Annotated in this window: 15 protein-coding genes and 3 pseudogenes; 9 read left to right on the plus strand and 9 right to left on the minus strand. The window is 68.7% G+C overall.

Annotation, left to right across the window (positions count from 1 at the left end; translation table 11 throughout):
• The 3 genes and pseudogenes from JF781_RS14525 to JF781_RS14535 form a co-directional block, all read left to right on the plus strand.
• A pseudogene (locus tag JF781_RS14525) lies at positions 1-482 on the plus strand (hypothetical protein); the annotation flags it as partial.
• 12 nt (positions 483-494) lie between these two features.
• Positions 495-1,317, plus strand: a pseudogene (locus JF781_RS14530) (beta-phosphoglucomutase family hydrolase).
• A complete protein-coding gene (locus JF781_RS14535) occupies positions 1,314-3,680 on the plus strand; it encodes a glycoside hydrolase family 65 protein (RefSeq protein ID WP_225330470.1) in 2,367 nt (788 codons plus the stop codon). Before JF781_RS14530 ends, JF781_RS14535 begins: the two are co-directional and overlap by 4 nt.
• On the opposite strand, the gene JF781_RS14540 is transcribed toward JF781_RS14535, so the two are convergent.
• Positions 3,674-4,249 carry a TetR/AcrR family transcriptional regulator gene (locus tag JF781_RS14540; protein ID WP_225330469.1) on the minus strand — a complete coding sequence of 192 codons (576 nt, stop codon included), beginning with the start codon at positions 4,247-4,249 and terminating at the stop codon, positions 3,674-3,676. The two genes, JF781_RS14535 and JF781_RS14540, sit on opposite strands and share 7 nt — an antisense overlap.
• 61 nt (positions 4,250-4,310) lie before the next feature.
• Between JF781_RS14540 and JF781_RS14545 the strand changes: the two genes are divergently transcribed.
• Positions 4,311-5,213, plus strand: a complete 903-nt coding sequence (locus JF781_RS14545) for a TauD/TfdA family dioxygenase (RefSeq protein ID WP_225330468.1) — start codon at positions 4,311-4,313, stop codon at positions 5,211-5,213.
• Here the strand turns inward: JF781_RS14545 and JF781_RS14550 are convergent.
• The 3 genes from JF781_RS14550 to guaB are packed head-to-tail and all read right to left on the minus strand — an operon-like array spanning position 5,210 to position 9,731.
• The gene (locus JF781_RS14550) at positions 5,210-6,946 is read right to left on the minus strand and encodes a GMC family oxidoreductase N-terminal domain-containing protein (RefSeq protein ID WP_225330467.1); all 1,737 of its coding nucleotides are present in this window, start codon (positions 6,944-6,946) and stop codon (positions 5,210-5,212) included. The genes JF781_RS14545 and JF781_RS14550 overlap by 4 nt on opposite strands.
• A gap of 54 nt (positions 6,947-7,000) precedes the next feature.
• Positions 7,001-8,128 (minus strand): GuaB3 family IMP dehydrogenase-related protein, encoded by a 1,128-nt coding sequence (locus JF781_RS14555; RefSeq protein WP_225330466.1) that lies wholly within the window; start codon positions 8,126-8,128, stop codon positions 7,001-7,003.
• 7 nt (positions 8,129-8,135) lie between these two features.
• On the minus strand, positions 8,136-9,731 hold the full coding sequence (gene guaB, locus JF781_RS14560) for an IMP dehydrogenase (RefSeq protein ID WP_225330465.1): 1,596 nt from the start codon (positions 9,729-9,731) through the stop codon (positions 8,136-8,138).
• A gap of 220 nt (positions 9,732-9,951) precedes the next feature.
• Here guaB and JF781_RS14565 point away from each other — a divergent pair, with 220 nt between their 5' ends.
• Positions 9,952-10,365, plus strand: a complete 414-nt coding sequence (locus JF781_RS14565) for a DUF5319 domain-containing protein (protein ID WP_007773416.1) — start codon at positions 9,952-9,954, stop codon at positions 10,363-10,365.
• Between the two features lie 10 nt (positions 10,366-10,375).
• On the opposite strand, the gene JF781_RS14570 is transcribed toward JF781_RS14565, so the two are convergent.
• The 3 genes from JF781_RS14570 to JF781_RS14580 all read right to left on the minus strand — a co-directional run bounded on the left by JF781_RS14570 (position 10,376) and on the right by JF781_RS14580 (position 12,491).
• A complete protein-coding gene (locus tag JF781_RS14570) occupies positions 10,376-11,005 on the minus strand; it encodes an anti-sigma-D factor RsdA (RefSeq protein WP_308011604.1) in 630 nt (209 codons plus the stop codon).
• Positions 10,992-11,570, minus strand: coding sequence for a sigma-70 family RNA polymerase sigma factor (locus JF781_RS14575; protein WP_225330464.1), 579 nt, complete (start codon positions 11,568-11,570; stop codon positions 10,992-10,994). The genes JF781_RS14570 and JF781_RS14575 overlap by 14 nt, the downstream gene beginning before the upstream one ends.
• Positions 11,571-11,660: 90 nt before the next feature.
• Complete coding sequence (locus JF781_RS14580) at positions 11,661-12,491, minus strand: hypothetical protein (RefSeq protein ID WP_225341275.1); 831 nt, start codon at positions 12,489-12,491, stop codon at positions 11,661-11,663.
• 363 nt (positions 12,492-12,854) lie between these two features.
• On the opposite strand from JF781_RS14580, the gene JF781_RS14585 reads away from it, so the two are divergent.
• Positions 12,855-13,157: a WhiB family transcriptional regulator gene (locus JF781_RS14585; protein ID WP_020823504.1), complete on the plus strand. Its 303-nt coding sequence runs from the start codon at positions 12,855-12,857 to the stop codon at positions 13,155-13,157.
• 101 nt (positions 13,158-13,258) lie between these two features.
• On the opposite strand, the pseudogene JF781_RS14590 reads toward JF781_RS14585, so the two are convergent.
• A pseudogene (locus JF781_RS14590) lies at positions 13,259-13,753 on the minus strand (GreA/GreB family elongation factor); the annotation flags it as partial.
• A gap of 479 nt (positions 13,754-14,232) precedes the next feature.
• Between JF781_RS14590 and JF781_RS14595 the strand changes: the two are divergent.
• Genes JF781_RS14595 through JF781_RS14605 form a run of 3 tightly spaced genes read left to right on the plus strand, consistent with a single transcriptional unit; the run spans position 14,233 to position 16,125 of the window.
• Positions 14,233-14,961 (plus strand): superoxide dismutase family protein, encoded by a 729-nt coding sequence (locus tag JF781_RS14595; protein ID WP_225330443.1) that lies wholly within the window; start codon positions 14,233-14,235, stop codon positions 14,959-14,961.
• A 45-nt stretch (positions 14,962-15,006) separates the two neighbouring features.
• On the plus strand, positions 15,007-15,420 hold the full coding sequence (locus tag JF781_RS14600; protein ID WP_225330442.1) for a hydrogenase: 414 nt from the start codon (positions 15,007-15,009) through the stop codon (positions 15,418-15,420).
• Positions 15,421-15,474: 54 nt separating this feature from the next.
• Positions 15,475-16,125, plus strand: coding sequence for a DUF1345 domain-containing protein (locus tag JF781_RS14605; protein ID WP_225330441.1), 651 nt, complete (start codon positions 15,475-15,477; stop codon positions 16,123-16,125).
• A 132-nt stretch (positions 16,126-16,257) separates the two neighbouring features.
• Here the strand turns inward: JF781_RS14605 and JF781_RS14610 are convergent, their stop codons facing one another.
• Complete coding sequence (locus tag JF781_RS14610; protein WP_225330440.1) at positions 16,258-16,830, minus strand: carboxymuconolactone decarboxylase family protein; 573 nt, start codon at positions 16,828-16,830, stop codon at positions 16,258-16,260.
• Positions 16,831-16,886 lie beyond the last annotated feature (56 nt).

The following is a 16,886-nucleotide window of genomic DNA, read 5'->3' on the forward strand; positions in this document are numbered from 1 at the left end:
GTCAGCACCGTGGCCAGCCCGGCACCGCCCGCGCCGCCGGCCCCGGGCGCTGCCCCATTCGTGCCTCCCTACGCCCTCGCGCCTCCCGGCATCGGGTTCGGTTCGGGCATGAGTGCGGGCGCCGCCGCCGGCGCGAAAAGAAAGGCGCCCGAGCCTGATTCGGCCGCAACGGTCGCCGCGGCGGCCGCCCGGGAGCGGCGCGGGCCCGCCGGCGCCAGCGGGGGCGGCAACGAGGTCACGGCGACGAGTTCATGGACATGAACGTCGACGTCGATCCCGACTGGGACGAGCCGGCGACGACGGCGTCGCAACGCGGCGCCGCACCCCTGGGCTTCGCCGGCACGGCACGCAAGGAACCCGTCGCCGCGGCCGGGCTGACCACGATGGTCGGCGACGAATTCGGCGACGGACCCCGCGTGCCGATGATCCCGGGCACCTGGACCCCGGACGACGGCAATGGGGCGCACCCGAGCGAGGATTGAGGTCCCGGCGCAATACCCGGTCATCCCTGGCGACATGCACGTCGGCATGGTGGAGTAGATAGCGCCCAACCCCGATACCCGAGAGTGAGTACCCGTGCTGGGTCTGCCAGAGAAAGTGCGCGCCTGCCTGTTCGACCTCGACGGCGTGCTCACCGACACCGCCAGTGTGCACACCAAGGCCTGGAAGGCCATGTTCGACGCGTACCTGTCCGACCGGGCCAAGCGCACCGGCGACGAGTTCGTGCCCTTCGACGCGGCCGCGGACTACCGCGAATACGTGGACGGCAAGAAGCGCGAGGACGGGGTCCGGTCGTTTCTGGAAAGCCGTGGCATCGAGCTGCCCGACGGCAGCCCCGACGACCCCGATGACGCCGAGACGGTCTACGGCCTGGGTAACCGCAAGAACGACATGTTCCAGAAGGTCCTCAAGCAAGACGGCGTCAAGGTGTTCGACGGGTCGCGGCGCTACCTCGAGGCGGCGTCGGCCGCGGGCCTGGGCATCGCGGTCGTGTCGTCGAGCGCCAACACCCGCGACGTCCTCGAGGTCACCGGCCTGGATCGGTTCGTGCAGCAGCGGGTGGACGGCATCACCCTGCGCCAGGAGCACATCGCCGGCAAGCCGGCACCCGACTCCTACCTGCGGGGGGCGGAATTGCTCGACGTTTCCGCCGAGGAGGCGGCCGTGTTCGAAGACGCCTTGTCGGGAGTGGCGGCCGGCCGGGCCGGTAACTTCGGTTTCGTGATAGGTGTCGACCGAGTGGGCCAAGCCGAGGACTTACGCCGCAACGGCGCGGACGTGGTGGTCAGCGACCTCGCCGAGTTGCTGCAGTCATGATCACCGACGAAGCGTTTCCCGTTGACCCATGGCACGTTCGCGAAACCCAGCTTGACCTCAACCTGCTGGCCCAGTCGGAATCCCTGTTCACCCTGTCCAACGGGCACATCGGGCTGCGCGGCAACCTCGACGAGGGCGAGCCCTACGGCCTGCCGGGCACTTACCTGAACTCCTTCTACGAGATCCGGCCGCTGCCCTACGCCGAAGCCGGCTACGGCTACCCGGAAGCCGGCCAGACGCTCGTCGACGTCACCAACGGCAAGATCATCCGGTTGCTGGTCGAGGACGAGCCCTTCGACGTGCGCTACGGCGAACTGATCTCCCACGAGCGCGATCTCGACCTGCGCGCCGGAACGCTGAAAAGAACCGCGCACTGGCGCTCGCCCGCGGGCAAAGAGGTCAACGTCGTCTCCACCCGGCTCGTCTCCCTGCCGCACCGCGGCCTGGCCGCCATCGAGTACGTCGTGGAAGCGGTCGGCGATTTCGTGCGGGTCACGGTCCAGTCCGAACTGGTCACCAACGAGGACCAGCCCCAGACCTCCGGCGACCCGCGCGTGTCGGCCATCCTGGAGAACCCGCTCGAAGAGGTCGCCCACGAAAACACCGATACCGGAGCGGTTCTCATGCACCGCACCCGCAGCAGCGCGCTGATGATGGCCGCCGGGATGGATCACGAGGTCGAGGTGCCCGGCCGCGTCGAGGTCAGCACCGACGCGCGCGCGGATTTGGCCCGCACCACCGTGATCTGCGGGCTGCGCGAGGGGCAGAAGCTGCGCATCGTCAAGTACCTGGCCTACGGCTGGTCGAGCATGCGCTCGCGTCCGGCGCTGCGCGACCAGGTCGCGGCCGCGCTGCACGGCGGCCGCTACAGCGGGTGGCAGGGCCTGCTGGATTCGCAGCGGAAGTATCTGGACGATTTCTGGGATTGCGCGGACGTCGAGGTCGAGGGCGACCCCGAATCCCAGCAGGCGGTGCGCTTCGGGCTCTTCCACCTGCTGCAGGCCAGCGCCCGCGCCGAACGCCGCGCCATCGCCGCCAAGGGGCTCACCGGAACCGGCTATGACGGGCACGCCTTTTGGGACACGGAGGGTTACGTGCTGCCGGTCCTGACCTACACCGCGCCGCACACGGTGGCCGACGCGCTGCGGTGGCGGGCGTCCACCCTGGATCTGGCCAAGGAGCGGGCGGCCGAACTGGGCCTCGAGGGCGCCGCCTTCCCCTGGCGGACCATCCGGGGGCAGGAGTGCTCGGCGTACTGGCCGGCCGGCACGGCGGCCTGGCACATCAACGCCGACATCGCGATGGCCTTCGAGCGCTACCGGATCGTCACCGGGGACAACGACCTGGAGGCCGATTGCGGCCTGGAGGTGCTGGTCGAGACCGCCCGGCTCTGGCTCTCGCTCGGCCATCACGACCGGCACGGCGTCTGGCACCTCGACGGCGTCACCGGCCCCGACGAGTACACCGCGGTGGTCCGCGACAACGCCTTCACCAACCTGATGGCCGCGCACAACCTGCACACCGCCGCCGACGCGTGCAACCGCCATCCCGACGCGGCCAAGGCGCTGGGGGTCACCACCGAGGAGGCGGCGGCCTGGCGCGATGCCGCCGACGCCGCCCACATCCCCTTCGACCCCGGCCTGGGCGTCCATCAGCAGTGCGAGGGGTTCACCACCTACGCCGAATGGGACTTCGAGAAGAACACCACCTACCCGCTGCTGCTGCACGAGGCCTACGTGCGGCTCTACCCCGCGCAGGTGATCAAGCAGGCCGACCTGGTGCTGGCGATGCACTGGCAGAGCCACGCGTTCACCCCCGAACAGAAGGCCCGCAACGTCGACTACTACGAGCCGCGCATGGTGCGGGACTCGTCGCTGTCGGCCTGCACCCAGGCGGTGATGTGCGCCGAGGTCGGGCATATGGAGCTGGCGCACGACTACGCCTACGAGGCCGCGCTGATCGACCTGCGGGATCTGCACCACAACACCCGCGACGGTCTGCACATGGCCTCGCTCGCCGGCGCCTGGACCGCGCTGGTGGCCGGGTTCGGGGGCCTGCGCGACGACGAGGGCGTGCTGTCGCTGGATCCTGCTCTGCCGGACGGCATTTCGCGGTTGCGATTCCGGCTGCGGTGGCGCGACTTCCGGGTCACCATCGACGTCAACCACGTCGACGTCACGTACACGCTGCGCGACGGGCCCGGCGGTGAGCTGACCATCCGGCACGCCGGCGAGGACCTCGAGTTGAGCACCGAATCACCGACGACCGTCGCCGTGCGTATGCGCAAGCCGCACATGCCGCCGCCGCGCCAGCCACCGGGGCGCGAACCCATGCACCGGCGGGTGCTCTCCCGGCCTCACTGAGCGTCGGCGGGCCCGAGAATCCGCTCGACTTCGGCGCCCACCGCGGCGCGCAGTTCGGCGTCCGTCAGCTCCTCGATCCCGGTCGCCGAGCGCAGCACCGGCGCGAACAACCGCCAACCGAACTGCAGCGCAAGGGCATTGGCGACCGCGAGCCGCGCCTTGACCTCGTCGTCGTAGAGCGGCCGCACCCCGTCGAGCAGGGTCGCGATGTTGGGAAAGCGCTTCTGCAGTTGCCCCGCCGGATACCCGTCGAGCACGGTGCGGGCCATCACCCGCATCTGGCGGTCCAGGGACCGCTGCACCACGTCCGGGGGTGTGTCGGTCTCCAGCAGGGCGCTCAGGTCGGCGCCCAGGTGGTCGAGCACGGCGCCGACGAGTTGTTCCTTGGTGCCGAAGTGCCGGAACACCAGCCCGTGATTGACGCCTGCCCGCGCGGCGACGTCGCGGATGGAGGTCGCGGCCGGGCCGCGCTCGGCGAACAGATCGGTGGCGGCCTCCAAGATCGCCGCGGCCACTTCCGCACGCCCCGTCGGCACTTTCCCGCGGCCCGTTGCGGAAGTTGTAGTCATCTGACTACACTACCAAATGTAGTCGCTTGACTACACCCGTTTTGACTCGAGGAAGACGACCATGACAAGTCAGATAACCGTCACCAAGCTGGGAAGCCGCATCGGGGCCCGGGTCGACGGCGTGAGCCTCGGCGGCCACTTGGATGACGGCGCGGTCGAGACGATCCGCCGGGCGCTGTTGACGCACAAGGTCGTCTTCTTTCGCCACCAGCACCACCTCGACGACGCGCATCAGCTCGACTTCGCCCGCCTGCTGGGCACTCCCATCGGCCACCCGGCCGCGTCCGCCCTGGCCGCCAAGCACATGCCGGTGATCACGCCGATCGACTCCGAGTACGGCAAGGCGACCCGCTGGCACACCGACGTCACGTTCGCCGCCAACTACCCGGCGGCCTCGATCCTGCGGGCGGTCACCCTGCCCAGCTATGGCGGCTCGACGCTGTGGGCCTCGACCGTGGCGGCCTACCAGCATCTGCCCGAGCCGCTGAAGCACCTGGCGGAAAACCTCTGGGCGCTGCACACCAACCGCCACGACTACGTGTCCACCGAAGCGGTCATGTCGATGAACGACGCGCAGCGGGCGTTTCGGCAAGCCTTCGAGAAGCCGGACTTCCGCACCGAGCATCCCGTGGTGCGGGTGCACCCGGAGACCGGTGAACGCGCCCTGCTGGCCGGCGATTTCGTGCGCGGCTTCGTCGGCCTGGACAGCCACGAGTCGAGCGTCCTGCTGGAGCTGCTGCAACGACGAATCACCATGCCCGAGAACACCGTTCGCTGGAGCTGGGCGCCGGGCGACGTCGCCATGTGGGACAACCGCGCGACCCAGCACCGGGCGATCGACGACTACGACGACCAGCCCCGGCTCATGCACCGCATCACGTTGATGGGCGATGTGCCGGTCAACGTGCGCGGCGAGCGCAGCCGGGTGGTCAGCGGCACACCGCTCGAGGTACTGGCGAGTTAACCCACCGAGCTGACCGGATCGACCGGTGACCAGCGCAGCGCGCCCGGGGCGAAGAGGGGCACCCGCGGATGCGCCGGCGCTATCGGGTCCAGCCGGCGATACGGCTCGCCCTGCGCCGGGCGCCGGTCGTTTTCGCCGTTGTTGGGCCACAGCGACGCGGCCCGCTCGGCCTGGGCGGTGATGGACAACGACGGGTTCACGCCCAGGTTCGCCGAGATGGCGGCCCCGTCCACCACAAAAAGCGTCGGGTAGCCGTAGACCCGGTGATAGGGGTCGATGACCCCGTGGTCGGCGTTGTCGCCGATCACGGCGCCGCCGAGGAAATGCGCGGTCAGCGGGATGTTGAACAGCTCGCCCCAGGTGCCGCCGGCCACGCCGTCGATCTTGGCGGCGATGCGGCGGGTGACCTCATTGCCCACCGGAATCCACGTCGGGTTCGGCTCGCCGTGGCCCTGCTTGCTGGTGTACCAGCGGATGCCGAGCTTCCCGCGTTTGGTGAAGGTGGTGATCGAGTTGTCCAGGTGCTGCATCACCAGCGCGATCATCGTGCGCTCGCTCCACTGGCGGGCGTTGAGCAGCCGCAGCATGCCGCGCGGATCCTCCCGGGCGGTGTCGAGCAATTGCTTCCAGCGGGGCACGTCGGTGCCTTCGGGCCCGGGCCCGTCGGTCATCAACGTCTGCAGCAGCCCCATCGCGTTGGAGCCCTTGCCGTAGCGGACCGGCTCGATGTGGGTGTCCGGCGTCGGGTGGATCGACGACGTGATCGCCACCCCGTGGGTCAGGTCCAGGTCCGGGGAGACCTCCAGGCGCCCGGCGCCGACGATGGACTCGGAGTTGGTGCGGGTCAGCACGCCGAGGCGCTTGGAGAGCCGGGGCAGCCGGCCCTCGTCGCGCATCTTGAACAGCAGGTGCTGGGTGCCCCACGTCCCGGCGGCCAGGATCAGGTGCCTGGCGGTGTAGGTGCGGCGGTCGCGGCGCAGCCAGCTGCCGGTGCGCACCGTGCGGACCTCCCACAGCCCGTCGGGGCGCTGCTCGAATCGCTTCACCGTCGTCATCGGAATGACTTGCGCCCCACCCGATTCCGCGAGGGCGAGGTAGTTCTTCAGCAGGGTGTTCTTGGCGCCGTAGCGGCACCCGGTCATGCAGCAACCGCACTCCAGGCAGCCGGTGCGTTCGGGTCCCGCGCCGCCGAAGAAGGGGTCCGGCACGGTTTTGCCCGGCGCCTTGGTGCCGTCGGGACCGAAGAACACGCCGACCGGGGTCGGCACGAACGTGTCGCCGCAGCCCATCTCGTCGGCGACCTGTTTGACGATGCGGTCGGCGTCGGTGAAGGTCGGGTTCTCGACCACGCCCAGCATCCGCCGCGCCTGGTCGTAGTGCGGCATCAGCTCGTCGCGCCAGTCGGTGATGTGCGCCCACTGCTGGTCCTTGAAGAACGGCTCCGGCGGCACATACAGCGTGTTGGCGTAGTTCAGCGAGCCGCCGCCCACCCCGGCGCCCGCCAGGATCATCACGTTGCGCAGCGGGTGGATGCGCTGGATGCCGTAGCAACCGAGCTTCGGCGCCCACAAGAACTTACGCAGGTCCCAGGACGTCTCGGCGAAATCCTCGTCGGCGAACCGGCGTCCGGCCTCGAGGACGCCGACGCGGTAGCCCTTTTCCGTCAGCCGCAACGCGCTGACGCTGCCCCCGAAACCCGAACCGATGATCAGGACGTCGTAATCCGGCTCCATCGCACCAGTATGGCCTTACCCGCCGGTAACAACCAACGAGCCTCTGTCGATGCGCTAGCTACCGACGGTCAGGCCGACCTTCTGGAACTCCTTGAGGTCGCAATAGCCGGCCTTGGCCATCGACCGGCGGAGGCCGCCGACCAGGTTGAGGGTGCCGAAGGGGTCGTCGGACGGCCCGTTGAGCACCTGCTGCAGCGGCGGGCGCTCACCGACGGCGATCTGCAGCAGCGCCCCGCGCGGCAACGACGGGTGCGCAGCCGCGGCCGGCCAGAACCATCCCTCGCCGAGCGCCTCGGCGGACTCGGCGAGCGGCGTGCCCAGCATCACGGCGTCGGCGCCGCAGGCGATCGCCTTCGCCAACTCCCCCGAGGCGTGGATGTCCCCGTCGGCCAGCACGTGCACGTAGCGGCCGCCGGTCTCGTCGAGGTACTCGCGGCGCGCGGCGGCGGCGTCGGCGATCGCGGTGGCCATCGGCACGCTGATGCCCAGCACCTCGTCGCTGGTGGTCACGCCCCGGGTGGAGCCGTAGCCGACGATCACGCCAGCGGCGCCGGTGCGCATCAGGTGCAGCGCGGTGCGATGGTCCTGCACGCCGCCGGCGACCACCGGCACGTCGAGCTCGGAGATGAAGGTCTTGAGGTTCAGCGGTTCCCCATCGCTGGCCACTCTTTCGGCGGAAACGATGGTGCCCTGGATGACCAGCAGGTCGATGCCGGCCTGCAGCAACACCGGGGTGAGCGCCTGGGCGTTTTGCGGGCTGACCCGCACCGCGGTGGTGACGCCGGCCTCCCGGATGCGGGCGACGGCGGCGCCCAGCAGGTCCGGGTTCAGCGGCGCGGCATGGAATTCCTGCAGCAGCCGGATCGCCGCCGAGGGCTCGGGCTCCTTGCTGGCCGCCTCGACCAGCTGAGCGATCTTCGCCTCGACATCGGCGTGCCGGCCGATCAGCCCCTCGCCGTTGAGCACGCCCAGGCCGCCGAGGCGGCCCAACTCGATCGCGAACTCCGGCGACACCAGCGCATCGGTCGGATGCGCCAGCACCGGGATCTCGAACCGGTAGGCGTCGAGCTGCCAGGCGGTCGACACATCCTGCGACGAGCGGGTGCGCCGGGAGGGGACGATGCTGACTTCGCTCAGTTCATAGCTGCGACGGGCGATGCGGCCCATCCCGATCTCGACCATCTGGGCCTCAGCGCGCGTAGTAGTTGGGGGCTTCGACCGTCATCGCGACGTCGTGCGGGTGGCTTTCCCGCAGCCCGGCCGCCGTGATGCGGACGAACTGGGCCTGTTGCAGTTCCTCGATGGTCGACGAGCCGGTGTATCCCATCGCCGCGCGCAGACCGCCGGTCAGCTGGTGGATCACCGAGGACAGCGGGCCGCGGAACGGCACCCGGCCCTCGATCCCCTCCGGGACCAACTTGTCCTCGGAGAGCGCGTCGTCGGCGAAGTAGCGGTCCTTGGAGTAGGACTTTCCGCTCCCGGAGCCCCGGCCGGCCATGGCCGCCAGCGATCCCATGCCGCGGTAGCTCTTGAACTGCTTGCCGTTGACGAAGATCAGCTCGCCGGGCGCCTCGGCGGTGCCCGCGAGCAGCGAGCCCAGCATGGCGGTCGACGCCCCGGCGGCCAGCGCCTTGGCGATGTCGCCGGAATACTGCAGCCCGCCGTCGGCGATCACCGGCACCCCGGCCGGCCCGCAGGCGGCGACGGCTTCCAGGATCGCGGTGATCTGCGGCGCGCCGACGCCGGCCACCACACGCGTGGTGCAGATCGACCCCGGTCCCACGCCCACCTTCACGGCGTCGGCGCCGGCGGCGACGAGCGCGGCGGCGGCCGAGCGGGTGGCGACGTTGCCGCCGATCACCTCCACGCGGTCGCCCGCCTCGGCCTTGAGTTTGCCGACCATGTCGAGCACCAGGCGGTTGTGCGCGTGCGCGGTGTCCACGATCAGCACGTCCACCCCGGCGTCGACCAGCATCATGGCGCGCACCCAGGCGTCGCCGCCGACGCCGACGGCGGCGCCGACCAGCAGCCGGCCGTCGCTGTCCTTGGTGGCCAGCGGGTGCTGTTCGGTCTTGACGAAGTCCTTGACGGTGATCAACCCGGTCAGCCTGCCGTGGCCGTCGACGATGGGCAGCTTCTCGATCTTGTGGCGCCGCAACAGGCCCAGCGCCGCGTCGGCGGACACGCCCTCCTGCGCGGTGATCAGCGGGGCCTTGGTCATCACCTCGGCGACCTTCTTGCTCTGGTCGACCTCGAAGCGCATGTCGCGGTTGGTGATGATGCCGACGAGGGAGCCCGCCTCGTCGACCACCGGAAGGCCGGAGATCCGGAACCGCGCGCACAGCGCGTCGACCTGGGCCAGCGTGTTGTCCGGGCGGCAGGTGACCGGATCGGTGACCATGCCGGCCTCGGAGCGCTTCACCATCTCGACCTGGCCGGCCTGTTCGGCGACGGGCAGGTTGCGGTGCAGCACACCCATGCCGCCGGCGCGCGCCATCGCGATCGCCATCCGCGACTCGGTGACGGTGTCCATCGCCGAGCTCACGAGCGGCACCTTGAGCCTGATCTTCTTGGTGAGCTGGCTGGAGGTGTCGGCCGTGGCGGGGACCACATCGGAGGCCGCGGGCAGCAACAGGACGTCGTCGAACGTCAGCCCCAGCATCGCGATCTTGTGCGGGTTGTCGCCGCCCGTGGGCACCGGGTCATCGACCAGGCCACCGACCCGCACATACGGACTGCCGACGAGGTCAGAGCTTTCTTCCAGGTGGGACGTGCCACGGGTCATCAGTGGGGTCCTCCATACGATGCGGCGTGAGAAACCCATCCTATCGGCTCCCGTTCGCCGGGTGACGATGCGCGCCGGGACGGCGCGTGGAGGAAGCCGGCCGATCGGGCACAGCCTGGAGTTCGCTTGCTCGTGGCGCGCCGCGCGCACCAACCGGAACAGAGAACGGCGGGTGGCTCCCTGCTGGCGTTATCGCGACCGGGCTGCGTAGGCTAGAGGCGTGCGCGACCACCTCCCACCGGGTTTGCCGCCCGATCCTTTCGCCGACGACCCCTGCGATCCGTCGGCGGCGCTGGAAGCCGTCGAGCCAGGCCAGCCCCTCGATCAGCAAGAGCGGATGGCCGTCGAGGCCGATCTCGCCGATCTGGCGGTGTACGAAGCGTTGCTGGCGCACAAAGGTATTCGCGGGCTCGTGGTCTGCTGCGACGAGTGCCAGCAGGATCACTATCACGACTGGGACATGCTGCGCGCCAACCTGCTGCAGCTGTTGATCGACGGCACGGTGCGCCCGCACGAGCCCGCCTATGACCCCGAGCCGGACGCCTACGTCACGTGGGATTACTGCCGGGGCTACGCCGACGCCTCGCTCAACGAGGCGACGTCAGACGCCGACGGTTTCCACCGGCGTCACTGAGTCCCACCCTTTAGGACGGCCCCGGCAACGGGATGGCCGCCTTCGGCGTGGCTGACGGGGTCGGCACTGTGGCGTTCGGGTTGCGCGATTCGACCTTGGCGTTCAACAGCTTCAGCTGGTTCATCAGGTCCTGCCTGACGGCGGGGTCGTCGATCGACTGCACCAGACTGCTCACGTCGGTCAGCTGATTTTTGGCCTGCTCCCACTCGCCACGGTCGATCGATTCCTGCACCTTCGCCAGGTCGGCCTTGGCCGCCAGCATTTCCTGCTTCTCGTTGACCCGCGGTTGGTCGAAGAACATCGCGTGCAGCCCGTGCAGCGGGGTGCCGGGACGGGCCTCGACCACCATGGCCCCGAACCCACTGAGCGCGATCAGCGCCGCGGCCACCGAGCCGACGGCGGTCAGTCCGCGGCGGCCCCGACGGCGCTCGGCCAGCCCGGTGCGCAACGCGTTGACCGCCTCCTCGGGCGTCACCAGCGCGCTGGCCGGGGGCCATCTCAGGTTGTCGCGCCAGTCCTCGAGCATGGTGGTCAGCACGTCGACGTCTCGGTCCTCGACGATCACCGGCCGGCGCTGGGCCAGCGCATCGAGGAGCAGATCGGTGCGGGCGAATTCATCCAGTGAGTCAGGCACAGTCACCTGCCGCAATCATCTCGGACTTCAACCGCGACAAGGCGCGGTGCTGGGCAACTCGGACCGCACCCGTGGTACTGCCGACCGCGGCCGCGGTCTCCTCGGCGGACAGGCCGACGACGACGCGCAGGATCAAGATCTCGCGCTGCTTGGCGGGCAGGATTTCGAGCAGCTCGCTCATCCGGCTCACCGAATCGGCTTCGATGGCAAGCTGTTCGGGCCCCGCGTCGGGCGACCAACGTTCGGGAACCGATTCGGTGGGATAGGCGAGATCGCGACCGGCGGCCCGATGGGCGTCGGCGACCTTGTGGGCCGCGATGCCATACAGGAAAGCCAGAAAGGGGCGTCCGCGATCGCGATAGCGGGGCAGCGCCGTGATGGTCGCCAAGCACACCTCCTGCGCCACGTCATCCGCTGACAGGCCACCCCGCTCCGCGGTGCCGACGCGCGCCCGGCAATATCGCACGACGATCGGGCGGATGGTCTCCAGCACCTCCCTCAATGCACCGTGGTCTCCGGTGACGGCCTTGGCGACCACAGCATCGAGACGTTCCCCTGCTGGAATTGTCATCGACGGTGATATCCCTAACGTTACGAACCGGACACATCGCGGGCCAACTGGGCTAACTAACGAACTGACAATAACGGGCGGGAGGCCGTTTCAAGCGGAACGCCACGTTCCACCGGCGTGCCGCACCTGGCCTGCGCAGACATCGCGGATTTCGTGCAGTTGCCGTGCCGAAAAAGTGACACTTTCGATATCGATCAGCAAGCACGCCAACGCCCAACGAAGCGGAAGCAGACCCAACCGGCCGGTGGTCTGCAGCGCGGCGTCCGCGACCGCGCGGGCGCGCTCGATGTTTCCCGCGCTGCACAGGGCGGCGGCCAGCACCACCTCGCTTTTGACGTGGTGCCGCGCCGAGGGGACGGCCATGGCCGCCGCCAGCTCGACCGCCTCGCCGGCATGGCGGACGGCGGCGTCGCCCTCGCCGCGGGCCATCGCGAGCTCGGCGGCCACCCACCGGCGGCGCACCGGGAGCCGCTCGGGCACGGCCGTTTTGGGGTCCGGGGATGACAGCAGCGGGTCGGCGCGCGCCAGCAGCGTCGCCGCGGCCGCGAAGCGCCCGACACCCAGCGCGTCGGCCGCCAGCCCGATCAGGGCGTCGGCGCCCGCCTCGGGGTCGTCGCCGGCCAGCGCCAGGGCGCGCCCGTCCCAGCCGCGCGCCACGGTGTGCCAGCCGAGCTGGCGCAGGAACGATCCCTGCGTGCTCATGCCCAGCGAGGCCAGCCGTCCGGCCGGGGCATCGCGGCGCAGCACCGCGAGGTCGCGCTGCGCGGCGCCGTAGCGGCCCTGGCCCCCGGCCGCGACGGCGCGCAGCCACAGTTGCGCGGGCGTCGTCGCCGACGGCAGCGGCCAGGCACCGGGCCGGTCTCCGAACGCGGCGTCGGCCAACTGCCGCTCAATCGAGGAAGTGTGACGAGTTTCAATCACAATGATGTAGTAAACAGTTTGTGGTCTTCCTGTTACCGAACGGTTAATCACTATAGCGCATGGATAAATTCGGCTCGCCGCTCCTGCCGCCGCTGAGCTGGGGAATCTCCTTTCGGTCAACTGCCTGGTAGCGAGGCGTCGGCGTCGCAATTTCATTCGAGATGAACGCAAAGTTAATTTTGCACCAAGGGATACATACTTTGCCGGGCTAAGTGGCTATTGACGGAAATTCACCGTCGCCCCTAACGTCTACGCATGACGGGTAGTCATCGGGGACTCCGCTCCACTTAATTTAAGTTGCACACAAATCGCTTTCGCGAACCTGACCTCCCTTGGCGGGCCGTGCAGAGAGGGAACGAACCAATGCCACAGCCGGAGCAGCTACCTGGACCCAACGCCGACATCTGGAATTGGCAACTGCAGGGCTTGTGCCGCGGCGTTGACTCAGCGGTGTTTTTCCACCCCGACGGCGAGCGCGGCCGCGCCCGCATGCAACGCGAGCAGCGCGCCAAGGAAATGTGCCGGCAGTGCCCGGTGATCCAGGAATGCCGTTCGCACGCCCTCGAAGTCGGTGAGCCCTACGGGGTTTGGGGTGGCCTGTCGGAATCCGAGCGCGACCTCCTCCTCAAGGGCGACATCGGCAGGGGCATCCGGCGCAGCGCCTGATTGGTCGAACCTGTTCGGCCACAATCGGATTGGCGGACCGAAGCGCCGCCCTCGCCTTCCCATCGGTGGATCTGTTTGTCCGGGACGCGTGACACATCGTGCCGCAAGACCACCTGTGGCCGACGGCTTTTCGCCACGTGCATCCCGTAGGGCAGGGCCTTCAGCAGCGTCACGAACCGCCCTGCCCCGTCGGGGATTGCGTAGAAGCGTCGTTCGCCGGGACGGGCGCCGGCGATGACGCGGCCCAGCGGGGACGCCATCGAGTAGGCCTTGAGGTCGGTGTCCTCGGGACAAGGCCTGCCGAGCAGAAACGTTTCGGTTTCGCCGGTGTCGTCGTAGCCGATGGTCAACACCATGCCCGCTTTGGCGACGGGGTCGAAGGCGGCCGCCTCGCCGACGACCACCGCGTTCGACAGCAGGCCCTCGATCTGGCAGATGCGCGCTTGTCGCACCGATTGGCGCGCACGGAGTTTCGGGTTGTCGTCCATGAGGTCGTCGGGAACTTCGACGCCGCGCCGCGAACGCAGGCCGGCGAGTTCCTCGTGCAATCGGGTGTAATCATGCGGCGTCATCCGGAGGGGTTGAATGGCGGTCATGGCGCGTGACGCCCTTTCGTGTCGAGGGGTTGTCGCCAGGGGCGGGCGGTGCACCGCCCCTGACGACTCGGGTCGCCCTGGGGCGAAGTCTTCGTCGGCTGCTGATTCCATGCTCGCGTGCGCGGCCGCGGGCGGGCTTGCGCGAACCGGACAACGGCGCACCGCCTCGTTGTCGGGCCCCGACAACGTCATCGGCGCGATCCGTCGAATGAACGATTTCCGGCCGCCGTCCGTGGCACTCGTTCGTCACGGTCCTCGACGCCCACGCCAGCGAAGAGGAGCGCGACTTGTGCCCGGCCCCAATAGATTTGAGTGAGGAGATGCTCTAGCGCCTCGGAAACCGAATGGTCGAGCGCATCGCCCGGTTGCGTCAGTCGACGCTCAACAGGCTCCGCGTGCGCGGTCGCGCCGCCCTGCTGAGTTCGCTGTGAGCCGCGTGATACTCGTTTTGAAATCGGCGAATCGGGTAAGCACCGCCCATGAATAACGGCGTAGTCCTCGCGGCCGCGGCGCTTGCCGCGACCATCGCACCGCTGGCCGCCTGCGCGAACCAGCAGAGCAGCCAACCCAATACGTCGCCGCTGACCAGCCCGGCCCCCGGCACCGAGAGGCTGACCACCCAGCTCAAGACCGCCGACGGGAGCCCGGTCGCCAACGCCACCTTCGAGTTCGCCAACGGCTACGCGACGGTGACCGTGGAAGCCGGCCCCAATCAGGTGCTGAGCCCCGGTTTCCATGGGCTGCAAATCCACTCGGTCGGCAAGTGCGAGGGTGACTTCGACTCCGCGGGAAGCGTCTACCAGGCGGCGAACCACACGGGTTATCCCGCCAGCGGCGACCTGACCGCGCTGCAGGTGCGTTCCGACGGCTCGGCGAAACTGGTCACCACCAGCAACTCGTTCACCGCCGCGGACCTGCGAAACAGCTCGGGCAGCGCGCTGATCCTGCACCAGAGCGCCGACAACTTGGGCAGCGGCCCCACCGCCGAGTCGAGCAAGCGCATCGCCTGCGGTGTGATCGCCGCGGCGTCGGCGACGACGACCTCGTCGACGACCAGCGTCACCACCAGCACCGCCACCGTCGTCGTGCCACCGCCGTCGACGAGCACCAGCACGAGCACCGTCACGGTCACCAGCACCCCGGCCACCACCTCCACGACGACCACGACCGTGACGACCCCGCCCAGCCTGCCGCCGGGCACCCGCTGAGCCGAAACACCCGCGCCCCCGCGGCGGCCGGATTACCGTTCTGAGATGCAGACCGCGCTGTTCACCTTGGGCCTGGTGCTGTTCCTGCTCGGGCTGCTCACCGGGCTCGCCGCGCCCGCGATGAAGAACGCGCGCATGGCGCTGTCGAGCCACCTCGAGGCTTTGCTCAACGGCATGTTCCTCGTGTTGCTCGGTCTGCTCTGGCCACACGTCCACGTGCCCCACGCGTGGGGAATCGCGGCGGTCGCGCTGATCGTGTATGCTGGCTACGCGAACTGGTTGGCCACTCTGCTCGCGGCGGTGTGGGGCGCCGGTCGCAGATTCGCGCCCATCGCGGCGGGCGACCACCAGGCCTCGGCGGCCAAGGAAGGCGTTGTCAGCTTTCTGTTGATAACGCTGTCGCTGGCGGTCTTGGTCGGCGTGGTCATCGTCATCGTCGGGGTCATCGTCGGGCCATGACGACCGACGTCATCGCGGTACCGGATGGCCAGCGCTCGTGCTTAGGTCGGGATTGTGAAATCCCTCGCTGAGTTCTTTCGCGACACGGTCGCGGCTCGGATAGCGGTGGCGGCCGTGCTCGGAGTCGCCGTCGCCCTCGTGGTGGGCAACACGGTCGGCTGGCGATTCGCGCTGGCCGGCTGGATCGTGACCGCCGGAGTCTATGTGGTGTGGACGCGGCTGCTTCTCGGCGGGATGGATGCCGATCAAACCTGCAGATACGTGACGAAGGAGGACCCCACCCGCTGGGTCGCCGACGCGGTCATCGTGTCGGCCAGCGTCGCGAGCCTGGGCGGGGTCGGTTACGTGGTGGCCGCGGCGTCGCGCTCGGGCCCCGGCGCCGTGGAAGCCGCCGTCCTCGGCGTCCTGACGGTCGCGGCATCCTGGTTTGCCGTGCACACGCTGTTCACCGTGCACTACGCGCGGCTGTATTACTCGGACGAGCCGGGCGGAATCAACTTCCACGACCCGGAGCGACCCTGCTTTCGCGACTTCGCGTATGTGGCCTTCACCGTCGGCATGACCTATCAGGTGTCAGACACCGAGATCGGGTTGGCATCGATCAGGGCGACGGTGCTGCGCCAGGCGCTGCTGTCCTACCTGCTCGGCGCGGTCGTCCTGGCGGTCACCATCAACCTGATCGCGGGATTGGGTTCCAAGTTCTAAAGCGCGCCGCGGCGGCGAAATTGCGCCGACGGTGGGGCCTGTGCACGAAAACCGTTGGGATTTCGTGCATTAGCCCCACGCTCGGCTTGTCGACCACCGTCGTCTCGGTGGTGGTTGACCGCAGCCGCATCCTCATCCGAGGGGTGAGGTGCGCTGGCCGATCTTGTCGGTTGTCTCCATGGGGACTCTGGTGCCGTTGAGGAACAGACTCAGCATGCTGAACCACCCGATCGTGGCGACGTACTTGCGCGTGGTTGTGGCCCCGAACGTGTCGAGCAGAGCTTGCAGAGTCCCATCGCTGAGCGTCCCGGACTTGAGGAGCTCGTCGGTGGCCGCGATCAACAGCCGATATTCGGCATCGAGGTTTTCCTGCTCGCCATCCTCGGCGATCGATTCGATCTCGGACGTCGTGAGGCCCGCGTTGCGAGCCATCTGTTCGTTCGCCTGCCACTCGTAGGGGCAGTTGAGTACCGAGGCCGCGCGCAAAATGATGACCTCTCGGTGCTTGGCGTCGATGTCGCGCTCACTGAAGACGGCATTCACCATGCCGGCGAGCGCCGGGAAGAAGTCTCCGGTGCCGCTCATCATCTTCATCACATTGAGTGCCGTATCAGGGTCATACCCGTCACCGACCACGCGGGCGATCTCGTCTTCCTCGGGAAGCGGGACAACAACGGAATATTGATATGGCGTGGGCTTTCCCATGAGGTTGTCCTCTTCGGGTCGTTCCGTCGTACGGACTTCGGAACGAAAATACCCCC

Origin of the sequence: Mycobacterium sp. WUMAC-067 (assembly GCF_020217485.1) — a bacterium.
In the GTDB taxonomy this organism is placed as follows: domain Bacteria; phylum Actinomycetota; class Actinomycetes; order Mycobacteriales; family Mycobacteriaceae; genus Mycobacterium.